Annotated in this window: 19 protein-coding genes; 5 read left to right on the forward strand and 14 right to left on the reverse strand. The window is 58.3% G+C overall.

What is annotated here, in order from left to right:
- Positions 1-139: 139 nt before the first annotated feature.
- From QEH54_RS17465 to QEH54_RS17475, 3 genes are all read left to right on the forward strand, one after another.
- Entirely contained in the window at positions 140-1,054 is a 915-nt protein-coding gene (locus QEH54_RS17465) for a hypothetical protein (protein ID WP_309019992.1), read from the forward strand.
- Positions 1,055-1,116: 62 nt separating this feature from the next.
- A complete protein-coding gene (gene nadC / locus QEH54_RS17470) occupies positions 1,117-2,046 on the forward strand; it encodes a carboxylating nicotinate-nucleotide diphosphorylase (protein ID WP_309019993.1) in 930 nt (309 codons plus the stop codon).
- A gap of 11 nt (positions 2,047-2,057) precedes the next feature.
- Entirely contained in the window at positions 2,058-3,059 is a 1,002-nt protein-coding gene (locus QEH54_RS17475; protein WP_309019994.1) for a biotin--[acetyl-CoA-carboxylase] ligase, read from the forward strand.
- Positions 3,060-3,081: 22 nt separating this feature from the next.
- Here QEH54_RS17475 and QEH54_RS17480 read toward each other — a convergent pair whose 3' ends face one another.
- Positions 3,082-4,974 (reverse strand): prolyl oligopeptidase family serine peptidase, encoded by a 1,893-nt coding sequence (locus tag QEH54_RS17480; RefSeq protein ID WP_309019995.1) that lies wholly within the window; start codon positions 4,972-4,974, stop codon positions 3,082-3,084.
- Between the two features lie 204 nt (positions 4,975-5,178).
- On the opposite strand from QEH54_RS17480, the gene QEH54_RS17485 reads away from it, so the two are divergent.
- The gene (locus QEH54_RS17485) at positions 5,179-5,736 is read left to right on the forward strand and encodes a pyridoxamine 5'-phosphate oxidase family protein (protein WP_309019996.1); all 558 of its coding nucleotides are present in this window, start codon (positions 5,179-5,181) and stop codon (positions 5,734-5,736) included.
- A 49-nt stretch (positions 5,737-5,785) separates the two neighbouring features.
- Here QEH54_RS17485 and dprA read toward each other — a convergent pair whose 3' ends face one another.
- From dprA to QEH54_RS17505, 4 genes are read right to left on the reverse strand one after another with little or no spacing between them, the layout of a single operon-like run.
- Positions 5,786-6,928 carry a DNA-processing protein DprA gene (dprA, locus tag QEH54_RS17490; RefSeq protein WP_309019997.1) on the reverse strand — a complete coding sequence of 381 codons (1,143 nt, stop codon included), beginning with the start codon at positions 6,926-6,928 and terminating at the stop codon, positions 5,786-5,788.
- A complete protein-coding gene (locus tag QEH54_RS17495) occupies positions 6,886-8,487 on the reverse strand; it encodes an NAD(P)H-hydrate dehydratase (protein WP_309019998.1) in 1,602 nt (533 codons plus the stop codon). Before QEH54_RS17495 ends, dprA begins: the two co-directional genes overlap by 43 nt.
- A 22-nt stretch (positions 8,488-8,509) precedes the next feature.
- Positions 8,510-8,917: a holo-ACP synthase gene (acpS, locus tag QEH54_RS17500; RefSeq protein ID WP_309019999.1), complete on the reverse strand. Its 408-nt coding sequence runs from the start codon at positions 8,915-8,917 to the stop codon at positions 8,510-8,512.
- Between the two features lie 23 nt (positions 8,918-8,940).
- The gene (locus QEH54_RS17505; protein WP_309020000.1) at positions 8,941-9,699 is read right to left on the reverse strand and encodes a pyridoxine 5'-phosphate synthase; all 759 of its coding nucleotides are present in this window, start codon (positions 9,697-9,699) and stop codon (positions 8,941-8,943) included.
- A 63-nt stretch (positions 9,700-9,762) separates the two neighbouring features.
- On the opposite strand from QEH54_RS17505, the gene QEH54_RS17510 reads away from it, so the two are divergent.
- Entirely contained in the window at positions 9,763-10,497 is a 735-nt protein-coding gene (locus QEH54_RS17510) for a VC0807 family protein (protein WP_309020001.1), read from the forward strand.
- Between the two features lie 90 nt (positions 10,498-10,587).
- Here the strand turns inward: QEH54_RS17510 and QEH54_RS17515 are convergent, their stop codons facing one another.
- The 9 genes from QEH54_RS17515 to QEH54_RS17555 form a co-directional block, all read right to left on the reverse strand.
- Positions 10,588-11,889 carry a citrate synthase gene (locus QEH54_RS17515; protein ID WP_309020002.1) on the reverse strand — a complete coding sequence of 434 codons (1,302 nt, stop codon included), beginning with the start codon at positions 11,887-11,889 and terminating at the stop codon, positions 10,588-10,590.
- Positions 11,890-12,046: 157 nt separating this feature from the next.
- Positions 12,047-12,670, reverse strand: a complete 624-nt coding sequence (gene hisH, locus QEH54_RS17520; RefSeq protein WP_309020003.1) for an imidazole glycerol phosphate synthase subunit HisH — start codon at positions 12,668-12,670, stop codon at positions 12,047-12,049.
- A gap of 40 nt (positions 12,671-12,710) precedes the next feature.
- Positions 12,711-13,307 carry an imidazoleglycerol-phosphate dehydratase HisB gene (gene hisB / locus QEH54_RS17525; protein WP_309020004.1) on the reverse strand — a complete coding sequence of 199 codons (597 nt, stop codon included), beginning with the start codon at positions 13,305-13,307 and terminating at the stop codon, positions 12,711-12,713.
- Positions 13,289-14,383 (reverse strand): histidinol-phosphate transaminase, encoded by a 1,095-nt coding sequence (gene hisC, locus QEH54_RS17530; RefSeq protein WP_309020005.1) that lies wholly within the window; start codon positions 14,381-14,383, stop codon positions 13,289-13,291. The genes hisB and hisC overlap by 19 nt, the downstream gene beginning before the upstream one ends.
- On the reverse strand, positions 14,380-15,675 hold the full coding sequence (gene hisD / locus QEH54_RS17535; RefSeq protein WP_309020006.1) for a histidinol dehydrogenase: 1,296 nt from the start codon (positions 15,673-15,675) through the stop codon (positions 14,380-14,382). The genes hisC and hisD overlap by 4 nt, the downstream gene beginning before the upstream one ends.
- Before the next feature lie 102 nt (positions 15,676-15,777).
- Entirely contained in the window at positions 15,778-16,557 is a 780-nt protein-coding gene (locus QEH54_RS17540) for a hypothetical protein (RefSeq protein WP_309020007.1), read from the reverse strand.
- Positions 16,558-16,647: 90 nt separating this feature from the next.
- The gene (gene guaA / locus QEH54_RS17545; protein ID WP_309020008.1) at positions 16,648-18,189 is read right to left on the reverse strand and encodes a glutamine-hydrolyzing GMP synthase; all 1,542 of its coding nucleotides are present in this window, start codon (positions 18,187-18,189) and stop codon (positions 16,648-16,650) included.
- A 386-nt stretch (positions 18,190-18,575) separates the two neighbouring features.
- Positions 18,576-19,079, reverse strand: coding sequence for a 50S ribosomal protein L17 (gene rplQ / locus QEH54_RS17550; RefSeq protein WP_345785672.1), 504 nt, complete (start codon positions 19,077-19,079; stop codon positions 18,576-18,578).
- A 26-nt stretch (positions 19,080-19,105) separates the two neighbouring features.
- Positions 19,106-20,107 (reverse strand): DNA-directed RNA polymerase subunit alpha, encoded by a 1,002-nt coding sequence (locus QEH54_RS17555; RefSeq protein WP_309020009.1) that lies wholly within the window; start codon positions 20,105-20,107, stop codon positions 19,106-19,108.
- Between the last annotated feature and the right edge of the window lie 44 nt (positions 20,108-20,151).

Genomic DNA, 20,151 nt, shown 5'->3' on the forward strand with positions numbered 1-20,151 from the left:
AACTCGTTTATTAATAGGAAACTGCCCTGAAGAGCCTGCCCGGCTAATACCCTCCGCCCCCGCAAGGGCAAATGAAAGCCGATTTCGAAAAATCCTTTCGCAAATCCCGCAAAACGCCTTTTTATGCCAAACACAAATCATGGAGGAAGTAGAGTACCTAGGAGCGCGCATCTATCGTTGGCAGGTCGGAGTGTCGACCTTTCTCGCCTGGCCAGAAAAAGGAGCGCGCCTGATGAATTGGAACCTGAGCTACGCCGACGGCAGCTTCCGCGACATCGTCCATTGGCCCGACCTTTCCTCGACCGATCAGTTCGTGAAGGCCCGCGGGGGCAACCCCATCCTCTTCCCCTTCTGCGCCCGCACCTTCGAAAACGGACAGATTGGGCGCTGGACCGACCCCAAGGGCGTATCTCGGCCCATGCCCATGCACGGCTTCGCCCGGCAAGGCGCCTTCGAAATCACGCGCATCGACAAGAAAGGCTTCGCCGCGAAGCTTCTGCCAACCGAGGAGGATCAGCAGGCCTACCCCTACGACTACGAGTTCGAAGTCATCTACCGCTTCGACGACAAAGCCTTCAGCGTGGAGCTGCGCCTCAGCAATCAGGATACGGTTTCCATCCCGTGGTCGGCTGGCCATCATTTCTACTTCACCCTTCCCTGGGCCGACGCCACCACACGCGCCGACTACCACCTGAAAATCCCCGCCAAAAAAGCGTCTCGCCAGCTGCAAAACGGCAGTCTGGAGGAAGTGGCCTTCAAGAGAACCAGCCCGCTTTCCACCAAAGCCCTGATCGACCGTATTCACTACAGGCTTACAGATCCCATCGTCGAGTGCTCCAATACCAAAGACGGATCGCAAATCGACATCGAGATCGGCACGCAATCCACCCCCAACCCCGACTACGCCCTGGTCACCTGGACCGAATCCGAGGACTCTCCCTTCTTTTGCATCGAGCCCTGGATGGGCCCTCCCAACAGCCCCGAGCACAAGATCGGCTTCCACAGCGTGGGTCCCGGAGAAACGGGCAAGTTCTCCGTCACTATCCGCGTCTAGACGAGGGGCTCCATCGCGTCACGGAGCGCCCCCTCACCTCGAATCCCCGTATTCATCCTTCCATGACAGGATCTCCTCGCAAGCGACCCGACCTTTGCTGCCAACGAATCACTTGGCAGGACATCGACCTCACTCCCGTGCAAGCCTTGGTGCAACTGGCCAAAGAAGAGGACCTGGAGGGAGGTGGACTCAGGTCCGGAACCAAGACGCCGGGCGATCATTCAGCGGCCCTCTTGCCCGCCGATCAGAAGGCGAAAGCCTACCTCAGAGCGCGCAAGGAACTGGTCGTATGCGGGCTCCCGCTGGCTCGCGAAGTCCTCGCCGCCTACCACCCTGGCCTGTCGCTAGCCCCCGATTGCCAGGATGGCGACTTCCTGCGCCCCGGCCAATCGATCGCCTCCATCAGCGGTCCGGTGCGAGCCTTGCTCAGCGCCGAGCGACCGTTGCTCAATTTTCTGCAGATGCTCTCAGGCGTATCCACCGAAACCCGACGCTACGTCGCAGCGCTCGGCGAGACTTCGACTCGCCTGCTCGATACGCGAAAGACGACGCCTGGCTACCGCATACTGGAGAAGTACGCCGTGGCCTGCGGAGGGGCCTGGAATCATCGCATCGGTCTCTTCGACCGAGTGATGCTCAAGGACAACCACATCGCCGCATTCGGTCCCGAGCCCAAAGCGGCCACAGTGGAAGCCGTTCGAAGATCGCGCCAAAAGCATCCGAAGATGCTGGTGGAGATGGAGGTCGACGCGCTCGAGCAAATCGAATACGCCCTAGCCGCCGAGGTCGATGTGATCATGCTGGACAACTTCGCCGACGAGGAACTGCATGAGGCGATCAAGCTGATAGGCGACCGGGCTTGCACCGAGGCCAGCGGCGGCATCACCATCGAGCGACTGCCTCGCATCGCTGGCATCGGCTTGGATTTCATTTCGACCGGGGCTCTCGTTCATCAAAGTTCATGGATCGACATCGGTCTGGATTGGGAATAAGGCACACCACGATGGACGACAAAGACGTGCAAATCATTCGCGAACTCCTGCTCGCGGAAGACGAATATGTTTCAGGCAGCCAACTCGCCGAGCTCATCGGCGTCTCTCGCGTATCCATTTGGTCATACATGGAAAAGCTGAAGGCGCAGGGCTTCGATTTCGAAGCGGTTCGCAGCAAGGGCTATCGCATGACCGGGCGCCCTTCCATCCTGAACCAGACCTTGATCCAAGCCCAGCTCACCCGCAAGGCCTCCGCCTTCACGGTCTTCGTGCACGACGAAATCGACAGCACCAATTCGGAGGCTGAGCGACTGCTCGCTCACGGACAGGAAGCCCCCTTTGTGGTGATCGCCCGCAAGCAAACGCTAGGGCGCGGCCGCCTGGGACGCGTTTGGCACAGCCCTTCCAATGGAAACGTCTATTCCAGCTTCGCCTTTCGGCCCTTCGTCTCACCCAGCCACATGTCGCTGTTCACCCTCTGGATGGGCCTGAACCTATGCGAATGCATCAACTCCCTCTATCGAATCAAATGCGGGGTGAAGTGGCCAAACGACATACACATCGACGGTCGGAAGGTGGCTGGCATCCTGACCGAGGCCCGCATGGAAGCCGACCAAGTGCGCGACGTAATCCTCGGGATAGGGCTCAACGCCAACAGCGACGGAAGCGACTGGCCTGAGGAGCTGAAAAACGTCGCCATCTCCCTCAGTCAAGCGACCGGAGAAACCATGGACGTGAACCGTCTCTTCGCCGCCATCACCGGCAGGATCGCTATCGCGTATCAACAGTTTCTTGACGGCGCCCACAAGGCCATCGCGAAGGAAAAATGGCCGCAGTTCGACACCTTGCGTGGCAAGACGATCAGCCTGATGCAAGGCGACAACCAGATCTCCGGCGTGGCTCGCGGCATCGATCTAACCGGTTCGCTCATCGTGGAGCGTGACGACGGCTCACGGTTTCTGGCGCGTGCTGGCGAAGTTACGCTGAAGAAGGAAAACGAGCCCTCGAGCTAGGCAGCCATTCCCTGAGGCGCATTCAGTTTCTCAATACGTACTTCGATATGAATTCGAATTCCTTGGTGTAGAAATCGACGCGACGCTCCTCGTCGATAAACCCATGACGTCCCCAGGAATCCACGACTAGCTCGCTCGTTTTCCCCGCCTTCAGAAGCGCCTTGTGCAAGGCTTTGGACTGGCCGACTTCCACTCGATCGTCGCTGGCACCGTGCACGAGCAGCACCGGCGCTTGAATCCGTTCCGCGTAAAAGATGGGCGAATACTTCTGATATTCCTTTTTGTTTCCCTTCAAGTCGCCGATCTCATCCTCCAAAAACCAGTCCCAACCATAGCGGTCGTCTCTCCGGCTGGCTAGCAATTGGCGATGCCAATCGTAGACTCCGGCGAAGCCGACCGAGCACCGAAAAAGCTCGGGGGCACGAGCCGCCGACTCCACCGCGATGTAGCCACCGAAACTGCCTCCACTGATGGCGATGCGTTTCGGGTCCGCGATCCCCTGCTCCATCGCCCACTTGGTGGCGTCGATCACGTCATCCACCGATCGTTCTAGGATGGATACAAAGCCATCTTGCAGCCAGAAGGCTCTACCTCTTCCGGACGACCCTCTGTAGTTGATATTCAATACAGCGATTCCGTTCTGGGCATAGAATTGGTTCCTCGCTCGAAAGCCCCATTTGTCTTGGGCGTGCGGTCCGCCGTGCGGATCGACGAGGAGAGGGACCCCTTTTTCCCGACCGGGCGGGAGCGTCAGGTAGCCGCGAATCTCCTGACCCTCTCGATTGACGAACGAGATCGGGCGCGTGCGCGCCAAATCGTAATTCGCCAGCCTGCTATTGATCTGCGCGATCCGCTTCACCTGACCGTCCTTCGTCAGCTCGAAATAGGTCCCGGGATCTATATCGCTCGCCGAGCGAAAGAAGATCGATTGGTTCACGCTGTTCACGCCGAGGAAGGAGACGTTCGCGCCCGGCAAGCTCGTTTCCAACTGCTCGGCCAACTGCTTCAGCCCCGCGTCGAACCACACCACCCGCGGCATCGGCTCGTCGATGCGAATCCCGTAAAGTCCCAAACTCGTCGGATCGGTCATGAAGCCGTCCACGGTCACGTCGCAAAGCTCGCTCTTGATAGGATCCCGCACCAGCTGCCCGCTCTCGAAATCGAACAGCTGCACGAATACCCGCTCGTCATCATGCACCTCTGCGAAAGCCGTGGCGCCCGCATCGAAGAAATGCCAGTCCTCGATCCGTCGCGACAACTCCAGTTCGACCCAATCCGAATCGTCTTCGCCAGACCGATACATCCAAGTCGACTCCCCTTCCTTTTCACCCAGGCATTTCACCACTCTCGGACGGCCCAGCGTATCCAAAAAGAAACGAATGCCGCGGCCAGGATTCTTCACACGGCTGACCAGCTCTCCAGTGATCACGTTCATGTAGCGAACATCCGGAAAACGGGTTCGGACCCGTCGATCAATCACCGCGCAGTACTCCGGATCGTGCGGCATGGTGTGCAGCACGCGGGGCAAGCGCTCCAGGCCGTCGTCCAGATTCCGGATGTCGTTGAACAGCGGCTCCGCGGAAAACACCCCGAGAATCCGATTCCCAGACAAACCCAGCTTCACTCCGATCAAGCGGTTCTCCGAAACCCAGCCCTGGCTGTAGATGTCCTGCCCGGGACCCGCAGCCAGACCGCGACTCTCCCCCTTCTCCAAATCCACGGTCATCAGGGAGCGGCGGCTCTTGTCCAAATACTCGCCGTAGCTCAAACAGCGCCCGCCTGGCGCCACCTGAAATCCGACCGTCTCCGGGTCACGAAAAAAGTCGTCGATCATCTCCGCCAATCGATCCTGACTCGGGGCGGCGAAACTGGAGACAACGAGGAAGAGCGCGAGGGTAACAAGAGGGGGTCGCATCCCTAAAAGTCAGCCGAGCAGCGCCGCAAAAACAAGCGCTGCGGCAAGCAATTTCGTCTGACCGTCAAGTGAGATCGCGAACCGAAGGGATTTCGTTTCAAGCTTCCAGCTTGGCCACTCGTAGTAGCTGGTGAACCCTTCGCTAGGACCTGCGGCCGATACCGCCGGTTTCGATCTTGATGGCTAACACCAACGCTCTCTTCTATGAAACTGCATCCAGAAATCACCCCGAAACTCGCTCGCTGGATCGAGCAGCAGAAACTGTTTTTCGTCGGATCCGCCCCCCTCTCGGCGGACGGACACATCAACCTGTCGCCGAAGGGTGGCGATTGTTTCCGCATTCTAGGCCCCAAGGAGGTCGCCTACCTCGACTACACCGGCAGCGGCGCCGAGACCATTGCTCACCTGCGGGAAAACGGGCGCATCGTTATCATGTTCTGCGCCTTCGAAGGCGGTCCGCAAATCGTGCGTCTCCACGGAACGGGTACGGCGCATCTACCGAGTGACGACTCGTTCCAATCGCTCGCCTCCCGCTTTCCCAGCAATCCGGGGATGCGCTCAATCATCCGCATCGAGGTCCAACGCGTCTCGGATTCCTGCGGCTACTCAGTCCCCTACTTCGACTATCAAGGCGAGCGCGACATCCTCGACAAATGGGCGAACGCCAAAGGCCGAGAAGGAGTGACGGCGTACCAAGCGGAAAAGAACCGCCTCAGCATCGACGGGCTCCCCGCTCTCGAACAGCCGAGCGAGCGTACCTGATTCCGAAGCTAGTCGCCCTGGCCGGACTGCAACCGCGGCCGCATCAAGCCTAGACGCGACCCAATCGCACGCTTAGCTCGTAGCGACCGTCCAGGCGCTTCACGACGCGTCCCTTCAGCTCCAGGGTCATCAAGCCGACGGACAGCGACGCCACCGGATGGTCCAGCATGCGGGATAGCGTTTCCAGATCGTAGGCCTCGCCTCCCGCCAGAACGTCGAGCAGCGCTTTCTGGTCTTCGTCCAAGGCGTCGTCCTGAGAAAACAAATCCTCCGACTCGGATTCGAGCTCCAAGGCTGGGGCCTGGCGCAGATGGTTCAACTCCTCCAACAGGTCGTCGATAGATTCCAGCAAGAGGGCCCCGTCGCGTATGAGCTGATGGCATCCACGGCTAGAGGCCTGATCGATCCTGCCCGGCACGGCGCAGACCAAGCGCCCCTGATCCGCCGCGAAGCGGGCCGTGATCATGGAACCGCCCGCCTCCTCGGACTCGATCACGACGACGGCGTGCGACATGCCGCTGACGAGTCGATTGCGCATGGGAAAGGTTTGCCGATCCGCCCGCCTGCCAAAAGGAAACTCGCTCACCACCGCCCCGCATCTCTGAACGTCCTTGTAGAGGTCGATGTTTTCCGGCGGATACACGATGTCGATCCCGTTCCCTAGTACGCACACCGTGCTGCCGTCTTCCGCCTCCAAGGCGCCGCGATGAGCGAAGGTATCGATGCCCCGAGCCATGCCGCTCACCACGCAGAACCCGATTTGAGCAAGATCGCGAGCGAAGCAGCGGGCCACCGACTGTCCGTACAGCGTGGTCTTCCTAGTGCCCACGATGGCTACGGACGGCTTCTTGAAATCGTAGTTTCCCTGTCGATACAAGCCGATAGGCGGATCATCGATCTCCTTCAACAGCGCGGGATAGTCACCGTCCTCACGGGTCACGAAATCGACTCCCCGCGATGCCGCCTGAGCCATCTCGCGCTGCAGATCGAAACGGTTTCTCCAATCGAGCAGAGACTCGACCGCCCGTTTCTGCAGCCCCTGCACCGAGGCCAAGGACGCCCGGTCCGCCTCGAGGACGCGACAGGGGTCGCCACCGAAGCGATGCAGCAAGCGATTGAGAGAGATGGGGCCAATAGCAGGCAGGCCGTTCAAGACCCAGTAGGCCTCTCGACGGGAGAGTGGGGATTCCATGACTCGCCACTATCAAGCGCCGGCGAGAGAAAGTCCAACAAGTCTGTAGTGCGGGCCGCGTGCTGGCCGTTTTTCATCGCCCAAACATCCGCAGCTCTTCCGTGCCAATAAACTGCCTGACAGGCCGCCACGAAGCAGTCGTCGGGACGCTGGGCCATCAGCCCTGCCGCCAACCCCGCCAGCAGATCGCCGCTTCCTCCGCGCGCCAGCACCGCATTGCCCGTCGGGCAAACGCAAGTGAGGTCGCCCCGAGAGACGCGGGTGCAGCTTCCTTTCTTGATCAAAACGAGTTTTCGGTCCTCGGCGTAGCCAGCGATGGCCTCAAGCGAGGAATCCTTTCGACCGCTCAGGCGCCAGAACTCTCCGTCGTGGGGGGTGACCACAACTCCCTCGTTGCCCCCGGCAGTGAAGGCCTGGACGATCTCCGGCTGCAAGGCGTCCGCATCCAGCAAGACTGGCTTCTCCCACATGCGCCCGAGCTCCTGCAGCATGGTTCGGGTCTCGCGCTCCTGCCCCATCCCCGGACCAGCCAGCAAAGCCGTCGCTTTAGAAGCGAGCGTTTGCACCTGCCAAATGCCTTCCAACGCCAAGCCGCCCTCCGGCGTCTCCGGCCAGGAGCGCCACATAGCCTCGGGCAAGCTCGCCGCGAACCGCCCCGCGATGGATTCGGGAGCCAGCACCGTGACCAGGCCCACGCCGCTTCGCGAGGCGGCCTTCACGCTCATCGCCAGCGCCCCAGGCATGGAGCGCGATCCGGCAAGCACCAGCAAATGCCCATAGGATCGCTTGTCCGCCGACGCTGGACGAAACGCCCGCAGCGGATCCAGCACCGTATCCGTAATGACACGACAGACGCTCTCGCGATCCTCTTCGAAAAAGCCGACATCCAAATAGCGGATCATGCCGCAAGCTTCGTTTTTCAGCAGCGGACTCTTGAAAACGCCCGTCGCGTAGGTGATGTCCGCCCGAAACGGTCGCTCGTCGGAGCTATCACCCGTACCACTCGGCAGATCGACCGCCACGCGCAGACCGATGCAGCGCAAGGCATTGACTTTCTCAATGAGGACTCCGCTTCCACCGCGCAGGGGAGGCTTGAACTGCATGCCCAAGAGTCCGTCGATGCAAAGCTCATACGGACCCTGATGCAAAACGGAATCGACCAGCGCCAGCCAATCGCCTTCCTCCATCCCAGCGGGGTCCAGCGTACGCAGCGCTTCGCTCTCCGCGATCAGCTCATAAGCCTTGCGAGCAAGCGGCTTCAAATCGGAAACGGGCGAGCTGAAGATCAAAGTCACATCGCTGATCTTCCGGGGCATCTTCAGCAGCTCGCGGATTGCGAGCAGAGCGTCTCCGCCATTGTTCCCCTTCCCCACCAAAGCCAGCACACGCCAGTCGCGCTGCGGCAAGCGCGTCATCGAAAAGTCACTACAGATCGCGCTCGCCAGCTTCCGCCCGACCCGACGCATGGCGCTCCATCCCTGATCGTCGCTCTTCATCAAGCCCCGCTCCCACTCGTTCGATTCCGAGCAGCTCAGAACAGGATGAGAAGCATGCCGCATAAAAAAACTCATAGACGCCAGTCTAGCCCAGAATCGTCGCGAACGCAATGGCCGTCTCGTCCGTATGCGAGAGGCTGATCGCCACATACTTCCCTCTCACCTGATGCAGGAGGTGTCTGCCTTTCTCATCCAATTCGACCAATGGTTCGCCGCGTTCGCCGGGAACTACGCTCACGGAGGTCCAAGTCAAGTGTTCGCCGATTCCCGTAGTAAAGGCTTTGGCGACCGCCTCCTTGGCGGCGAAGCGAGCCGCGAACCGTTCGCCGGGATCCTTGTATTTCAGGCAGTACTCCCGCTCCGCTTTCGTGTAAACGCGATGCAGAAAACGGTCGCCCTGCCGATCGATCAAGTCTCGTATCCGTTTAACAGATACAATATCGACGCCAATTCCGAGAACCGGTCCTTTGCAGGGCAGAGATATCGCATCCATGGAAAAACGCGTTTGGCAGCCGGCTATGCGCCCGCCATAAGGGCTTTCATTTCCCGTACAGCTTCGTCGATCCCGAAGAAGAGGGCCCGGCTGATGATGCTGTGTCCGATATTGAGCTCGTGCAGCTCGGGAATGGTGATGACCTCGCTAACGTTGACGTAGTTGATGCCGTGACCGGCGTTGACGATGAGCCCGAGTTCGGAAGCGAGCGCGGCTCCCTCCACGAGTCGCTCGAACTCCTCGGCTCTCCTTGCAGTGTAGTAGGCATTTGCATACGCTCCGGTGTGCAGTTCCACATACTTGGCGCCGATCTTGGCAGAGGCTTCGATCTGCGCCTTGTCCGGATCGATAAACAAACTGCTCTCGATACCGGCTTCCTTGGCGGACTTGACGATGCTATCGATGCGATCGAACTGCCCTGCCACTTCCAGACCGCCTTCAGTCGTCACCTCCTCGCGCTTCTCCGGCACGATGCAGATGGTTTCAGGCAAGACCTCCAGAGCGAAGGAGAGCATGTCCTCGGTGGCGGCCATCTCCATGTTGAGCCGAGTCTGGATGCACTCGCGAAGGCGCCGCACATCCGAGCGTTGCACATGTCGCGCGTCCTCGCGCGGGTGGACCGTGATGCCTTGCGCCCCGGCCTTCTCGCAGAGCAGAGCGATGGTCACCGGATCCGGCTCCACGAACTGGCCGCAGCCCCGTGGGCTGTCCTTGTAGCGCGCTTGGCGCACGGTTGCGACATGGTCGATATTGACCCCGAGAAGAATGGTTTGGCTAGACATGGCTAAGTTTTGCCGACGGTATAGGGCAGCCTCCATCCGGACGCAACCAAAGCTTCAAAGAGAATGAGCGACGACGCACCCGCCAGCACCACCAAGCAAATACCGAAGAACGAGAACTTTCTCGCCAACATCGTCTGCAACCTCGTGCTGCCGATTCTCTGCTTGAAGAACCTGAGCAGCGAGGATCGTCTCGGCCCGGTACTTGGTCTGGTCGTGGCCCTGGCCTTCCCGATCGGCTACTTTTTCTACGACTTCGCGAAGCGACGAAACTACAACATCATCTCCATCTTCGGATTCCTCAACATCCTGCTCACCGGCGGGATCGGCCTGATGGCCGCGGAACCGAAGTGGGTGGTGATCAAGGAGACCGCCATGCCGCTCATGATCGGCGTGCTAGTCCTCGCGACAGCGAATCGCAAAAACTCGCTGCTGAAAACCTTCCTCTTCAACGAAGCCATTTTCGACATCGACAAGATTCGCAGCCATATCGACACCGACGAAAAGCGCTCCACTCTAGAGGGACATTTCAAAGTGGCGAATTGGCTGCTTGTATTCAGTTTTCTGATAAGCGCTCTGCTCAACTTCATCCTCGCTTCCATGATCGTAAAAAGCCCTGGCGGCACCGAGCAGTTCAATCAGGAGATCGCCACCCTGACCTGGGTTTCCTGGCTGGTCATCACAGCGCCAACCATGGCGATTCTCATCTACGCCCTTTGGCGGTTGATAAATGGCTTGAAGGGCCTAACCGGACTTAGCTTCGAAGGCCTGCTGCACGAGCACCACGTGAAGAAGGACTGAGCAACTAGCGCCAACGCCTTCAGTCCAAAAAAAGGCGACTCCCTGCCGAGAGCCGCCTTTCCTGAAATTCGCCTTTTACCGAGCTTTCGCTTAGCCGCGATCCGCGATCGGCACGTAGTCGCGAACGGCCGGGCCTTGATAGACCTGGCGGGGGCGGCTGATTCGTCCTTTCGGGTTGCTGGAAACCTCCATCCAGTTGGCCACCCAGCCTGGCATGCGGCCGATGGCGAACATCACGGTGAACATTTCCACCGGAATGCCGAGGGCTCGCATGATGATGCCGCTGTAGAAGTCGACGTTCGGATAGAGGTTGCGAGAGATGAAGTAATCGTCAGCCAGCGCAGCTTGCTCGAGCTTGCGAGCGATGTCCAAACAGGGATCGCTGATGCCGAGCTTGTTCAGCAGCTGATCGCAGGCCTTGCCGATGATCTTGGCGCGTGGATCGAAGTTCTTGTAGACGCGGTGACCGAAACCCATCAGGCGGCGATTGCTTTTGCCGCTCTTGGCCTCCTCGATGAACTTGCTGCCGTCGTCGCCTTCCGCATGAATGGCTTCCAGCATCTGGATGACCGCGAGATTCGCTCCGCCGTGCAAAGGTCCCCAAAGAGCGGATACGCCTGCGGAGATGGAAGCGAAGAGATTCGCTCCCCCGGAGCCCACCATGCGCACGGTGGAGGTAGAGCAATTCTGCTCGTGGTCCGCATGCAGGAGCAAAATGAGATTCAGAGCGGACGCCTGGATGGTATCGCGAGGATACTCGTCGTACGGCTCGGAGAACATCATGTGCAAAAAGTTGTCGCAGTAGCCGATGTTCTTTTTCGGATACATGATCGGCAGACCTTGGCTCACGCGATAAACCGCCGCAGTGATGGTGCGCACCTTGGAAATGGCGAAGGCCGCCGCCTTCTCGAAATTTTCCAAGTCCGTGGCGCGATCGTTGGTGGCCAGATGCGGATAGAAGCAAGCCAGCGAATTCATCATGGCCGCCAGGATCGACATGGGATTCGCGGAGCGCGGGTAGCCTTCGAAAATGCGGTGCATGCGCTCGTCGATCGCCGCGTTTTCTGAAATGAGGTTCGAGAAGTGGGCCCGCTGCTTCTTGGTGGGCAGCTCTCCGTTGATGATCAAATAGGCGCTCTCGATGAAGTCAGACTTCTCCGCCAGCTGCTCGATCGGGTAGCCGCGGTAGCGAAGGATGCCTTTTTCCCCGTCGATAAAGGTGATCTCGCTCTGGCACGACCCTGTGTTGCCGAAGCCCTCGTCGTAAGTAATGTAGCCGCCGCTCTTCGCACGCAGGGTACGCAGGTCGACCGCTCGCTCTTTTTCAGTGCCCTCGATGATCGGAAAGGACAGCTCTTGATCGTCTATTTTGAGAATGGCTTCTTTGCTCATTGTCAGGAAACTCGGAGTTGCAAGTTAGGCGTTGGCGGCGAATCAGGAAATCCTAATTCAAAGAAGACCAACTAATTACCCCGACATGCGGGTCATGTAAAGTATCTGCTACCGACTTCGTAACTATTAGCTTTTCTGTTCGCTGTTTTCAGTTGGCCTAATCACACGAAGCCACGAAGTTCGCGTAGAGCTGCAGCCCATTCCGCTGGCTCTTTTCGGGGTGAAACTGACTGGCGAGCAGGGAGCCGACCGCTACGGAGCTGGTGAAGACGCCATCGTAGTCGGTGGTGGTCAAGGTGATAGATGGATCTTCCGGCAGGATATGGTAGCTGTGCACGAAGTAGAAGCGGTCCGTTTCGGGATCGAGCTCCTCCCAGTACGGGGAGCCTTCCTGCTGCAGCTTCGCGAAATTCCAGCCCATGTGCGGGATTTTAAATCCTGGACGCGACTTGAAGCGCACAACCTTTCCTGGCAGGACGCCAAGCCCCGTCACATCGTCTTCTTCCGAATGCTCGAACAGAGCCTGGAGACCGAGACAAACGCCCATGAAGGGACGCTGCTCCTTGACCCAGCCACGGATGAAGTCGTCGAAGGCCGCGGTCTTGAGGCCGTCAACGCAGTCGCGCAGCGCGCCCACGCCCGGCAAGATAAGCCCGCTCGCTTCTCCGACTTGCTCTGGACGAGTCACGATACGCGGCTGGGCGCCGATCTTCAGCAAGGCGTTTTCCACGCTGCGCAGATTTCCCATGCCGTAGTTGATGACAGCAATGTCTTTGCTCATCTCGAAAAGTCTTAGGAGTTAATCAGAGTTCGGGAACGCTCTAAAGCATGCCCTTGGTCGAAGGAAGCCGTCCTTCCATGCGCGGATCGATACGCGAGGCGGCATCGATCGCTCGCGCCATGCACTTGAAGATGCTCTCCACGATGTGGTGCGGCTCTTCGCCATACTCCAACTCGATGTGCAGGTTCGCTCCCAGACTGTTGGAAAAGCCTCGGCAGAATTCCTTGATCAGGATGATGTTGAAATCGCGCACGTAGCTTGTCGGAGCGGACACCTTGTAGGCCAGGTAGGGCCGGTTGCCCAAATCGATGGCCACCCGGGTGAGGCACTCGTCCATGGGCAGGATGAAAAAACCATAGCGCGTGATGCCCGACTTGTCGCCAAGCGCCTTCTTGAAGAGCTCGCCTAAAACGATGCCAACATCCTCCACGGTGTGGTGGTAGTCGACCTCGATGTCTCCGTCCGCCTTCACCGTGAGGTCGAACAGTCCATGGCCCGCGAACAAGGTAAGCATGTGGTCGAAGAAAGGGATGCCAGTCGCGATGTCCGCTCTGCCCTTTCCGTCGACGTTCAGCTCTGCCGCGATACGGGTTTCCTTCGTATTGCGCTCGAGGGATGCTATGCGTTCTTCAGCCATTTCGATATCGTTTCGCTCACGTGGAGCATCTGATCTTCGTCGCCCACACTGATACGCAGGAACGACGCAGTCAAGGGGCTGGACGGGAAATACCGCACCAGTATCTTGCGCTGCTTGAAGTATTCAAAAAGCCCTTGCGCCACTTCCGGACCCGTTTCCCCAGAGGCGTTCCGTGGCTCGACGAACAGGAAGTTGGATTGGGACGGATAGCAAAACCAGCCCAATGCTTCCCACTCCGCTCGGTAGAAGTCGCGGGTGCGCTTCACCTTTCCCACCACCGCCTTCAGGTAGCTCTGGTCTCGAAGGGCCGCCAGGCCGCCAGCCTGAGTGAGTCGATTGACGTTGTAGCTATCTCGGACGCGATCGAGTATATCGACAACCGAAGGATCCGCCATGGCGTAGCCTAGTCGCAAGCCCGCCAATCCGTAGGATTTGGAGAAGGTGCGCGTGACCACGAGATTCGGGAAGCGCGAAAGCAGATCCACGGCAGTCTCCTTCGCGAAATCCGCATACGCTTCGTCCACCACCACTATGCCATCGAAGCCTTCGATCACTTTGGCCAGCTCCTCGTTGGAAAAGCCGACACCAGTCGGAGCGTTGGGCGAAGTGATAAACAGGATACGCGCATCGAGCTCGATCAGCTCATCGATCGGCAACTCCATGCTGCGATCGAACGGGAGCTCCACCACGCCGGAGTTTTGAATGCCACAAAGAACTGGATACAAACTGTAGCTCGGCATCAGATAGCCGGCGGCTTTCTCGCAGGCGAACGCTCGCACGAGGAGGTTTAGCAAGTCGTCCGACCCATTTCCAAAAATCAACTGATCAGGAGAAAGCCCGTGCAAGTTTGCTGCCGCTTCGCGAAGCGCCATGCTGCGAGGATCTGGATACAAACGCAGAGCATCTCCCATTGCCTCTTTCAAGGCTTCGTCCACCATCGGACTAGGTGGATAAGGGTTCTCGTTTGTATTCAGCTTAACCCAACCCGTTCCTTTCGGTTGAAATCCGGGCGTATAGGCGTGCAGCTTGCGAACATGCGACAACGCGTATTCAGAAGGCGAATTCAAAGCGCTCATGAGCGCCTTTCTAAGCGTACCGAGACGGAACGTCCGTGCGCATCCAAACCTTCCATACGAGCAAAAGCCTCAACGGCGGAAGCCGCCTTTCCAAGAGCCGCCTTGCTGTACTTCACCAAGCTCGACCGACGCATGAAATCGCTGATCTGCAACCCGCTGTAGCACTGGCCGGAGCGACCGGTCGGCAGCTCGTGACTGGGCCCTGCCACGAAGTCTCCCAAAGCCGTGGCAGACCAGCCGCCTTGCATGATGGCTCCTGCAGTCGTTATGGATTTTATCAGCTTGGAGAATTGCTTTGGATCGACTTCCAGCTCCATGTGCTCGGGGGCGACGTAGTTCGCGACCTTCGCCGCGTCTTCGTACGTATCCACGATCACAGACATCAACCCGTCCTTGAGAACCGCCTTGATGGCGTCCTTACGCGAAAGGGTTTTCATCTGCTCGCGCATGGCGGCTCGGATCGCTTTCGTCTTATCCTTGGAAAGACTGACCAGAAAGATCTTTTCGCGGCCGGAGCCGTGCTCCGCTTGAGCGAGCAGGTCCGCGGCGACGAATTCGGGATCGGCATGATCGTCCGCGATCACCAGCAGCTCGCTGGGGCCGGGCAAAAGATCAACTCCGATCGTACCATAAACCTGTCGTTTAGCTTCCACCACAAAGGCGTTGCCCGGACCGTAGACCTTTAGCGCCGGCTTGATCGTTTCCGTTCCGTAAGCCATCGCTCCCACCGCCATGATTCCGCCAAAGCGATAGGCTTCCGTCACACCGGAGAGATACATCGCAGCCAAGCAGCCGTCGTTTACCTTTCCTTCTGAATTGCAGGGCGTGAACGCCACGATCTCCTTCACCCCGGCCAGTTTAGCGAGGGAAGCTGTCATCACCACCGTGGATACAAGATCGCGCGGGATGTAGAGCCCGACTCGACCAAGCGGATAAAAGCGCTCGCCGATCGTCGCTCCGTGGGCGTTTTTCGCGGTCCAGGACTTGGGCAGCGCGTGGCGATGAAACTCGGTCACGGAAGCGACGCTATGCTTGATCGCATCGACGTCGCTTTTAGGCAAACGCTTCACCGCCGCCTTCATTTCAGCGCGGCTGATTGGAAACTGTTCGCTCTTTAGGGAAACGCCATCGATGCGGCCGAGCGCTTCTGCGACGCCGGCATCGCCCTTGACGCGCACGTCGTCCAGCACCGATGAAACAGCGTCGACGATGCTTTTCGGAACGGAAGAGGTTTCGCAAAACGCTTCGAGCTTTCCCCAGAAGGTTCGTGATTTGTAGGCCAAGTCTGCCATGGCCTCACTTTTGCAAGGGCGCAGCTCGCTTGGCAAAGACAATTTTGGCGCCTCGCTACTCGCGAAGGCGCCTGAAAAAATTGGAGACTGGGCTCGGGAGCGCTACTCGGTCAGCACTGGCACGTTGAAGCGATCCGTATCGAAGCTTTCGTTGATGTCGATGGATGTGTAGGTGATCTCGATGGTCTGCACTCCGAATTGAGTGATGAACTTGGCCACCAGCTTTTCCGGGAAGCGAACTCCGTCCACCCACTGCTCACCGCTGGTGGTCATGATCGCGCCGTTCTGATTGATCATGTGAACCACTTCGCCCGTCTCCCTGTCGATGTAACGATGGAAGCCGCGACTGCGTCCGTGGGCATAGTACAGCACCACCAGCTCGCGACCATCGATGGTCTCCGTGCCAAGATATTCAATACGTCCGTTGCGCACCGGCGGCGTATTCAAAAAACTCAGTGTATCCGCCACCGTCGCCTGCATGGCCCGAAGCTCCTGCAGCTGGTAGATGTTGAGAGTCCAGGATCCCGGCTGGTCCACACGTTCCACCTTCTGCCATGCTTCCGTACGATTGAGCGTGGAGGTCTCCTTCTGGTTCCCAATCACCGATATGGCCTGGTGATAATTCGGTTTCATGAAGATCGACTCGATCGTGCCCGACTGCCCGTTTCCATAAACCAGCACGCCCTTGTAGTGAATAGACTTCACCGCGTTGAGAGCCTTCTCGCCGCCGAGGTACTGACGGGCCTTGGCTACCGTTTCCTTAACAATGGCGGCCGCTTCCTCCGGCGAAACCTGAGGCTGCTTTACCTCCGCTTCCTGCGCCGAAACGGGGCCGATAAAAACAAGCGATACAATCGAAAGGAATACTGCGAATCGATTCATAAGAAATGTTCTGGGGTTGTTTTGGGGGACGCGGAGGGCGGCTTGGCGACTCCTCCGCGAAGCGGAAACTTCAGCAAGGAAAAGCGCGCGCTACTCCCACTCGATGGTGCCAGGAGGCTTGGAGCTGATATCGTAGACCACGCGATTGACGCCTTCCACCTCGTTGATGATTCGCGTGGAAACCTGCTGCAGCACTTCGTAAGGCACGCGTACCCAATCGGCGGTCATGGCGTCCTTGCTCTCCACCACGCGGATGGCGATCACGTTGTCATAGGTGCGCTCGTCTCCCATCACTCCAACCGTGCGGACCGGGAGGAACACACAGAAGGACTGCCAGACCTTGTAATAAAGGTCCGACTCCATCATGGCTTCGTGCAAGATGGCGTCCGCCTTGCGCAGCACGTCGAGGTTTCGCTTGGTGATTTCGCCCAGCACGCGCACCCCTAGGCCAGGACCGGGGAACGGCTGGCGCCAAACGACTTCCTTGGGCAGGCCGAGCTCGGTGCCGAGGGCTCGTACCTCGTCCTTGAACAGTTCGCGAAGCGGCTCCAGCAGTTTGAACTTCATGCTCTTCGGCAAACCACCCACGTTGTGGTGGCTCTTGATGGTGGCCGCAGGATTGCCGTCGATGGAGACGCTCTCGATCACGTCCGGATAAAGCGTGCCTTGAGCAAGAAACTTCGCCTCGCCGATGCGCTTGAGCGATTCCTGAAAGACTTGCACGAAGGTGTTGCCGATGATCTTGCGCTTCTTCTCCGGGTCCGAGACTCCCTTGAGCTTGGCGAGAAACTTGGAACCAGCCCGGGCCACCCGCACGTCCATGTTGAAGTGACGCTTGTAGAGATCCACTACCAGTTCGCGCTCGTTCTGACGCAGCAGACCGTTATCGACAAACACGCAGGTAAGCTGGCGGCCGATGGCTTTGTGTATCAAGGCTGCCGCTACAGACGAGTCAACGCCCCCGCTCAAGCCGAGCAAAACGCGGTCCTCGCCTACCGTGTCACGTATTCTCTGAATGGATTCACGCGCCAAGTCCGCCATGGACCAGTCGCCAGCGCAGCCGCAAATCTTGCGCAGAAAGTTTTCCAGAATGTTGATGCCGCCTTGGGAGTGGTCCACCTCCGGGTGAAACTGAATGCCATAGATCTTGCGCTTCTCGTCCGCGATGGCGGCAAAGCTGGAATTTTCGGTCGACGCGACCGCCTTGAATCCGGTCGGCAGCTTCGCGAGGCGATCGCCGTGCGAATTCCAGACACGCAGCTTGTTCGGCAGACCGCGAAAGAGGCTACCTTTTATCTTCACGTTGAGCGTGCCGTGCCCGTATTCGCGTTCGCGGCTCTTCTCCACCTTGCCATCGAGCAAATGGGCGATCAGCTGGACCCCGTAGCAGATGCCGAGAACTGGCACGCCCAGCTTGAAGATGGCGCTATCCGCCTTGGGAGAATTCGGGGCGAGCACACTGGAGGGACCGCCCGACAGGATGACGCCCACCACGCCATCCTTCTTCAATTGCTTCGCCGAGGTCTTGTAGGAGTAGATCTTGGAGTACACATTGCATTCGCGAATGCGACGAGCGATGACTTGCGTGTATTGTGACCCAAAATCGAGTACGGCGATGGTTTGGTGCTTCATAGATGTAAATGGAAATTAAACTAGCTTCGCGGTGGGCTTGTCACTCGTTTTCAACCGCCAACGGCGGCTTAAAACGATAGTTCGAAATTCTTGTATCCGCATTTTGGACATCGCTCCCCCTCCGAGGCGTCCCGTTTACGGATCGAGTACAGGTTTCCACAGCGCACGCAGTGGAATACCTTTCGCTTTCTTCGCGCGTCAAACAGCTGCTTGTCCCTCTTCTCGTAGTAGAACCACAGGACCGAAATCGCCAGAAGGGCTGATCCAGTGTAGAGGATGAGAAACCAGGTGAAAGAATGCATCGAAGAGGTTCTTAAAAACGCGAAAATGCGTCCTTCGCGGAAGAACGCATTTTCGAAAATGAAAAAGAAGTGTGAGAACCAGCCTTACTTGGCTTCTTCTGTCTTCGCTTCTTCCGCGGCAGCGCCTTCGGCCTCGGCTGCGGGCTCTTCCTTCTTCGGCTCTTCAACCGGAGCGGCTGGCTTGTCAGCCTTCTTTGCCTTGGACTTGCCCTTCTTGGCGTAGCCTTCGTCGTCCGCGTCGATCAGCTCGATCAACGCCATTTCGGCGGCGTCGCCACGGCGTGTACCGATTTTGTAGATACGCGTGTATCCACCGTTGCGATCGGCGAACTGCTCAGCCTTTTCGTCGAAGAGCGTGTGCACCGCGTCAGCGTCGCGAACGCGAGAGATGGCTATACGACGATCGTGCAGGCTACCCTTCTTGGCCAGGGTGATGACCTTCTCGACGAACGGACGAAGCGCCTTCGCCTTCTTCAGAGTGGTCTTGATGCGGCCGTGCTGGATGAGAGCGGTTGAAAGATTGGCGAGCAGAGCTTCACGATGCTCCTTTTTGACGCCGAGTTGATTACGATGCTTGCGGTGACGCATGGCGGTCTAGAGTAAGTTGTTTAGAATTAGAGCTCCTTCTTCGAGTCGAGAAGACGCTCGTCAAATTTCATTCCAAGCGAGAGTCCGAGCGACTCCAGCTTGTCCTTGATTTCGTTAAGCGACTTCTTGCCGAAGTTGCGGTACTTGAGCATTTCCTGCTCACTCTTCATCGCGAGCTCACCCACAGTGGTGATGTTCGCATTGTTCAAGCAGTTCGCAGCGCGAACGGAGAGCTCGATCTCGTTGACGCTCATGTTGAGCAGCTTGCGCAGCTTGTTCTGCTCTTCGCTCACTTCGCCGCCTTCGTCTTCGAACTCGTAGTTCTCGTCGGAAACGTTGTCGAACACGTCGAGGTGATGCTTGAGAATGGCGGAAGCCTGCTTGAGAGCGTCGTCCGGAGTGATGCGGCCATCCGTCCAGATTTCGAGAATCAGCTTGTCGTAGTCGGTGATCTGGCCGACGCGAGTCGCTTCGACAGAGTACTTCACGAGGGTGACAGGGCTGAAAAGTGAGTCGATGGCGATCACGCCGATCGGCTCGTCCTCATCCTTGTTGTCCTCGCCTGGGCAGTAGCCACGACCGACTTTCACTTCGAGCTCCGCAGTGAACGGCATCTCGCGGTCCAAGGTACAGATGACCTGGTCCGGGTTGATGACTTCCACGTTGGAGTCCGGCTGGATATCGCCAGCGGTGATCGCTCCAGCGCGGTTGGTGTTGATCATCAGCTTGACGCCTTCGCGCTTGTGGCAAACGAGCAATACCTTCTTCAGGTTCAGAACGATGTCGGTGACGTCTTCCACGATTCCGTCTACGCTCTGGAACTCGTGGCTAACTCCCTCGATCTTGACCGAAGAAATCGCCGCGCCTTCGATGGAGCTCAACAGAACGCGGCGCAGGGAGTTGCCGATCGTGTGACCATAACCCGCTTCGAAGGGTTCAGCGTGGAACGTTGCGTAAGTAGCGGAGGAACCCTCCTCTACTTTCACAAGACGATTTGGCAGTTCGAACTTTCCAATACGTTTCGGCATGTTGCGTTATGGTCTTTGGATGGGCTGGGAATTAGTTGGTCGAA

Origin of the sequence: Pelagicoccus sp. SDUM812003 (assembly GCF_031127815.1) — a bacterium.
GTDB lineage: Bacteria > Verrucomicrobiota > Verrucomicrobiia > Opitutales > Opitutaceae > Pelagicoccus.

Coding starts and splice junctions, on each gene's coding strand:
- QEH54_RS17465 (WP_309019992.1), top strand. CDS start 140: ATGGAGGAAGTAGAGTACCTAGGAGCGCGCATCTATCGTTGGCAGGTC.
- nadC (WP_309019993.1), top strand. CDS start 1,117: ATGACAGGATCTCCTCGCAAGCGACCCGACCTTTGCTGCCAACGAATC.
- QEH54_RS17475 (WP_309019994.1), top strand. CDS start 2,058: ATGGACGACAAAGACGTGCAAATCATTCGCGAACTCCTGCTCGCGGAA.
- QEH54_RS17480 (WP_309019995.1), bottom strand. CDS start 4,974: ATGCGACCCCCTCTTGTTACCCTCGCGCTCTTCCTCGTTGTCTCCAGT.
- QEH54_RS17485 (WP_309019996.1), top strand. CDS start 5,179: ATGAAACTGCATCCAGAAATCACCCCGAAACTCGCTCGCTGGATCGAG.
- dprA (WP_309019997.1), bottom strand. CDS start 6,928: ATGGAATCCCCACTCTCCCGTCGAGAGGCCTACTGGGTCTTGAACGGC.
- QEH54_RS17495 (WP_309019998.1), bottom strand. CDS start 8,487: ATGCGGCATGCTTCTCATCCTGTTCTGAGCTGCTCGGAATCGAACGAG.
- acpS (WP_309019999.1), bottom strand. CDS start 8,917: ATGGATGCGATATCTCTGCCCTGCAAAGGACCGGTTCTCGGAATTGGC.
- QEH54_RS17505 (WP_309020000.1), bottom strand. CDS start 9,699: ATGTCTAGCCAAACCATTCTTCTCGGGGTCAATATCGACCATGTCGCA.
- QEH54_RS17510 (WP_309020001.1), top strand. CDS start 9,763: ATGAGCGACGACGCACCCGCCAGCACCACCAAGCAAATACCGAAGAAC.
- QEH54_RS17515 (WP_309020002.1), bottom strand. CDS start 11,889: ATGAGCAAAGAAGCCATTCTCAAAATAGACGATCAAGAGCTGTCCTTT.
- hisH (WP_309020003.1), bottom strand. CDS start 12,670: ATGAGCAAAGACATTGCTGTCATCAACTACGGCATGGGAAATCTGCGC.
- hisB (WP_309020004.1), bottom strand. CDS start 13,307: ATGGCTGAAGAACGCATAGCATCCCTCGAGCGCAATACGAAGGAAACC.
- hisC (WP_309020005.1), bottom strand. CDS start 14,383: ATGAGCGCTTTGAATTCGCCTTCTGAATACGCGTTGTCGCATGTTCGC.
- hisD (WP_309020006.1), bottom strand. CDS start 15,675: ATGGCAGACTTGGCCTACAAATCACGAACCTTCTGGGGAAAGCTCGAA.
- QEH54_RS17540 (WP_309020007.1), bottom strand. CDS start 16,557: ATGAATCGATTCGCAGTATTCCTTTCGATTGTATCGCTTGTTTTTATC.
- guaA (WP_309020008.1), bottom strand. CDS start 18,189: ATGAAGCACCAAACCATCGCCGTACTCGATTTTGGGTCACAATACACG.
- rplQ (WP_345785672.1), bottom strand. CDS start 19,079: ATGCGTCACCGCAAGCATCGTAATCAACTCGGCGTCAAAAAGGAGCAT.
- QEH54_RS17555 (WP_309020009.1), bottom strand. CDS start 20,107: ATGCCGAAACGTATTGGAAAGTTCGAACTGCCAAATCGTCTTGTGAAA.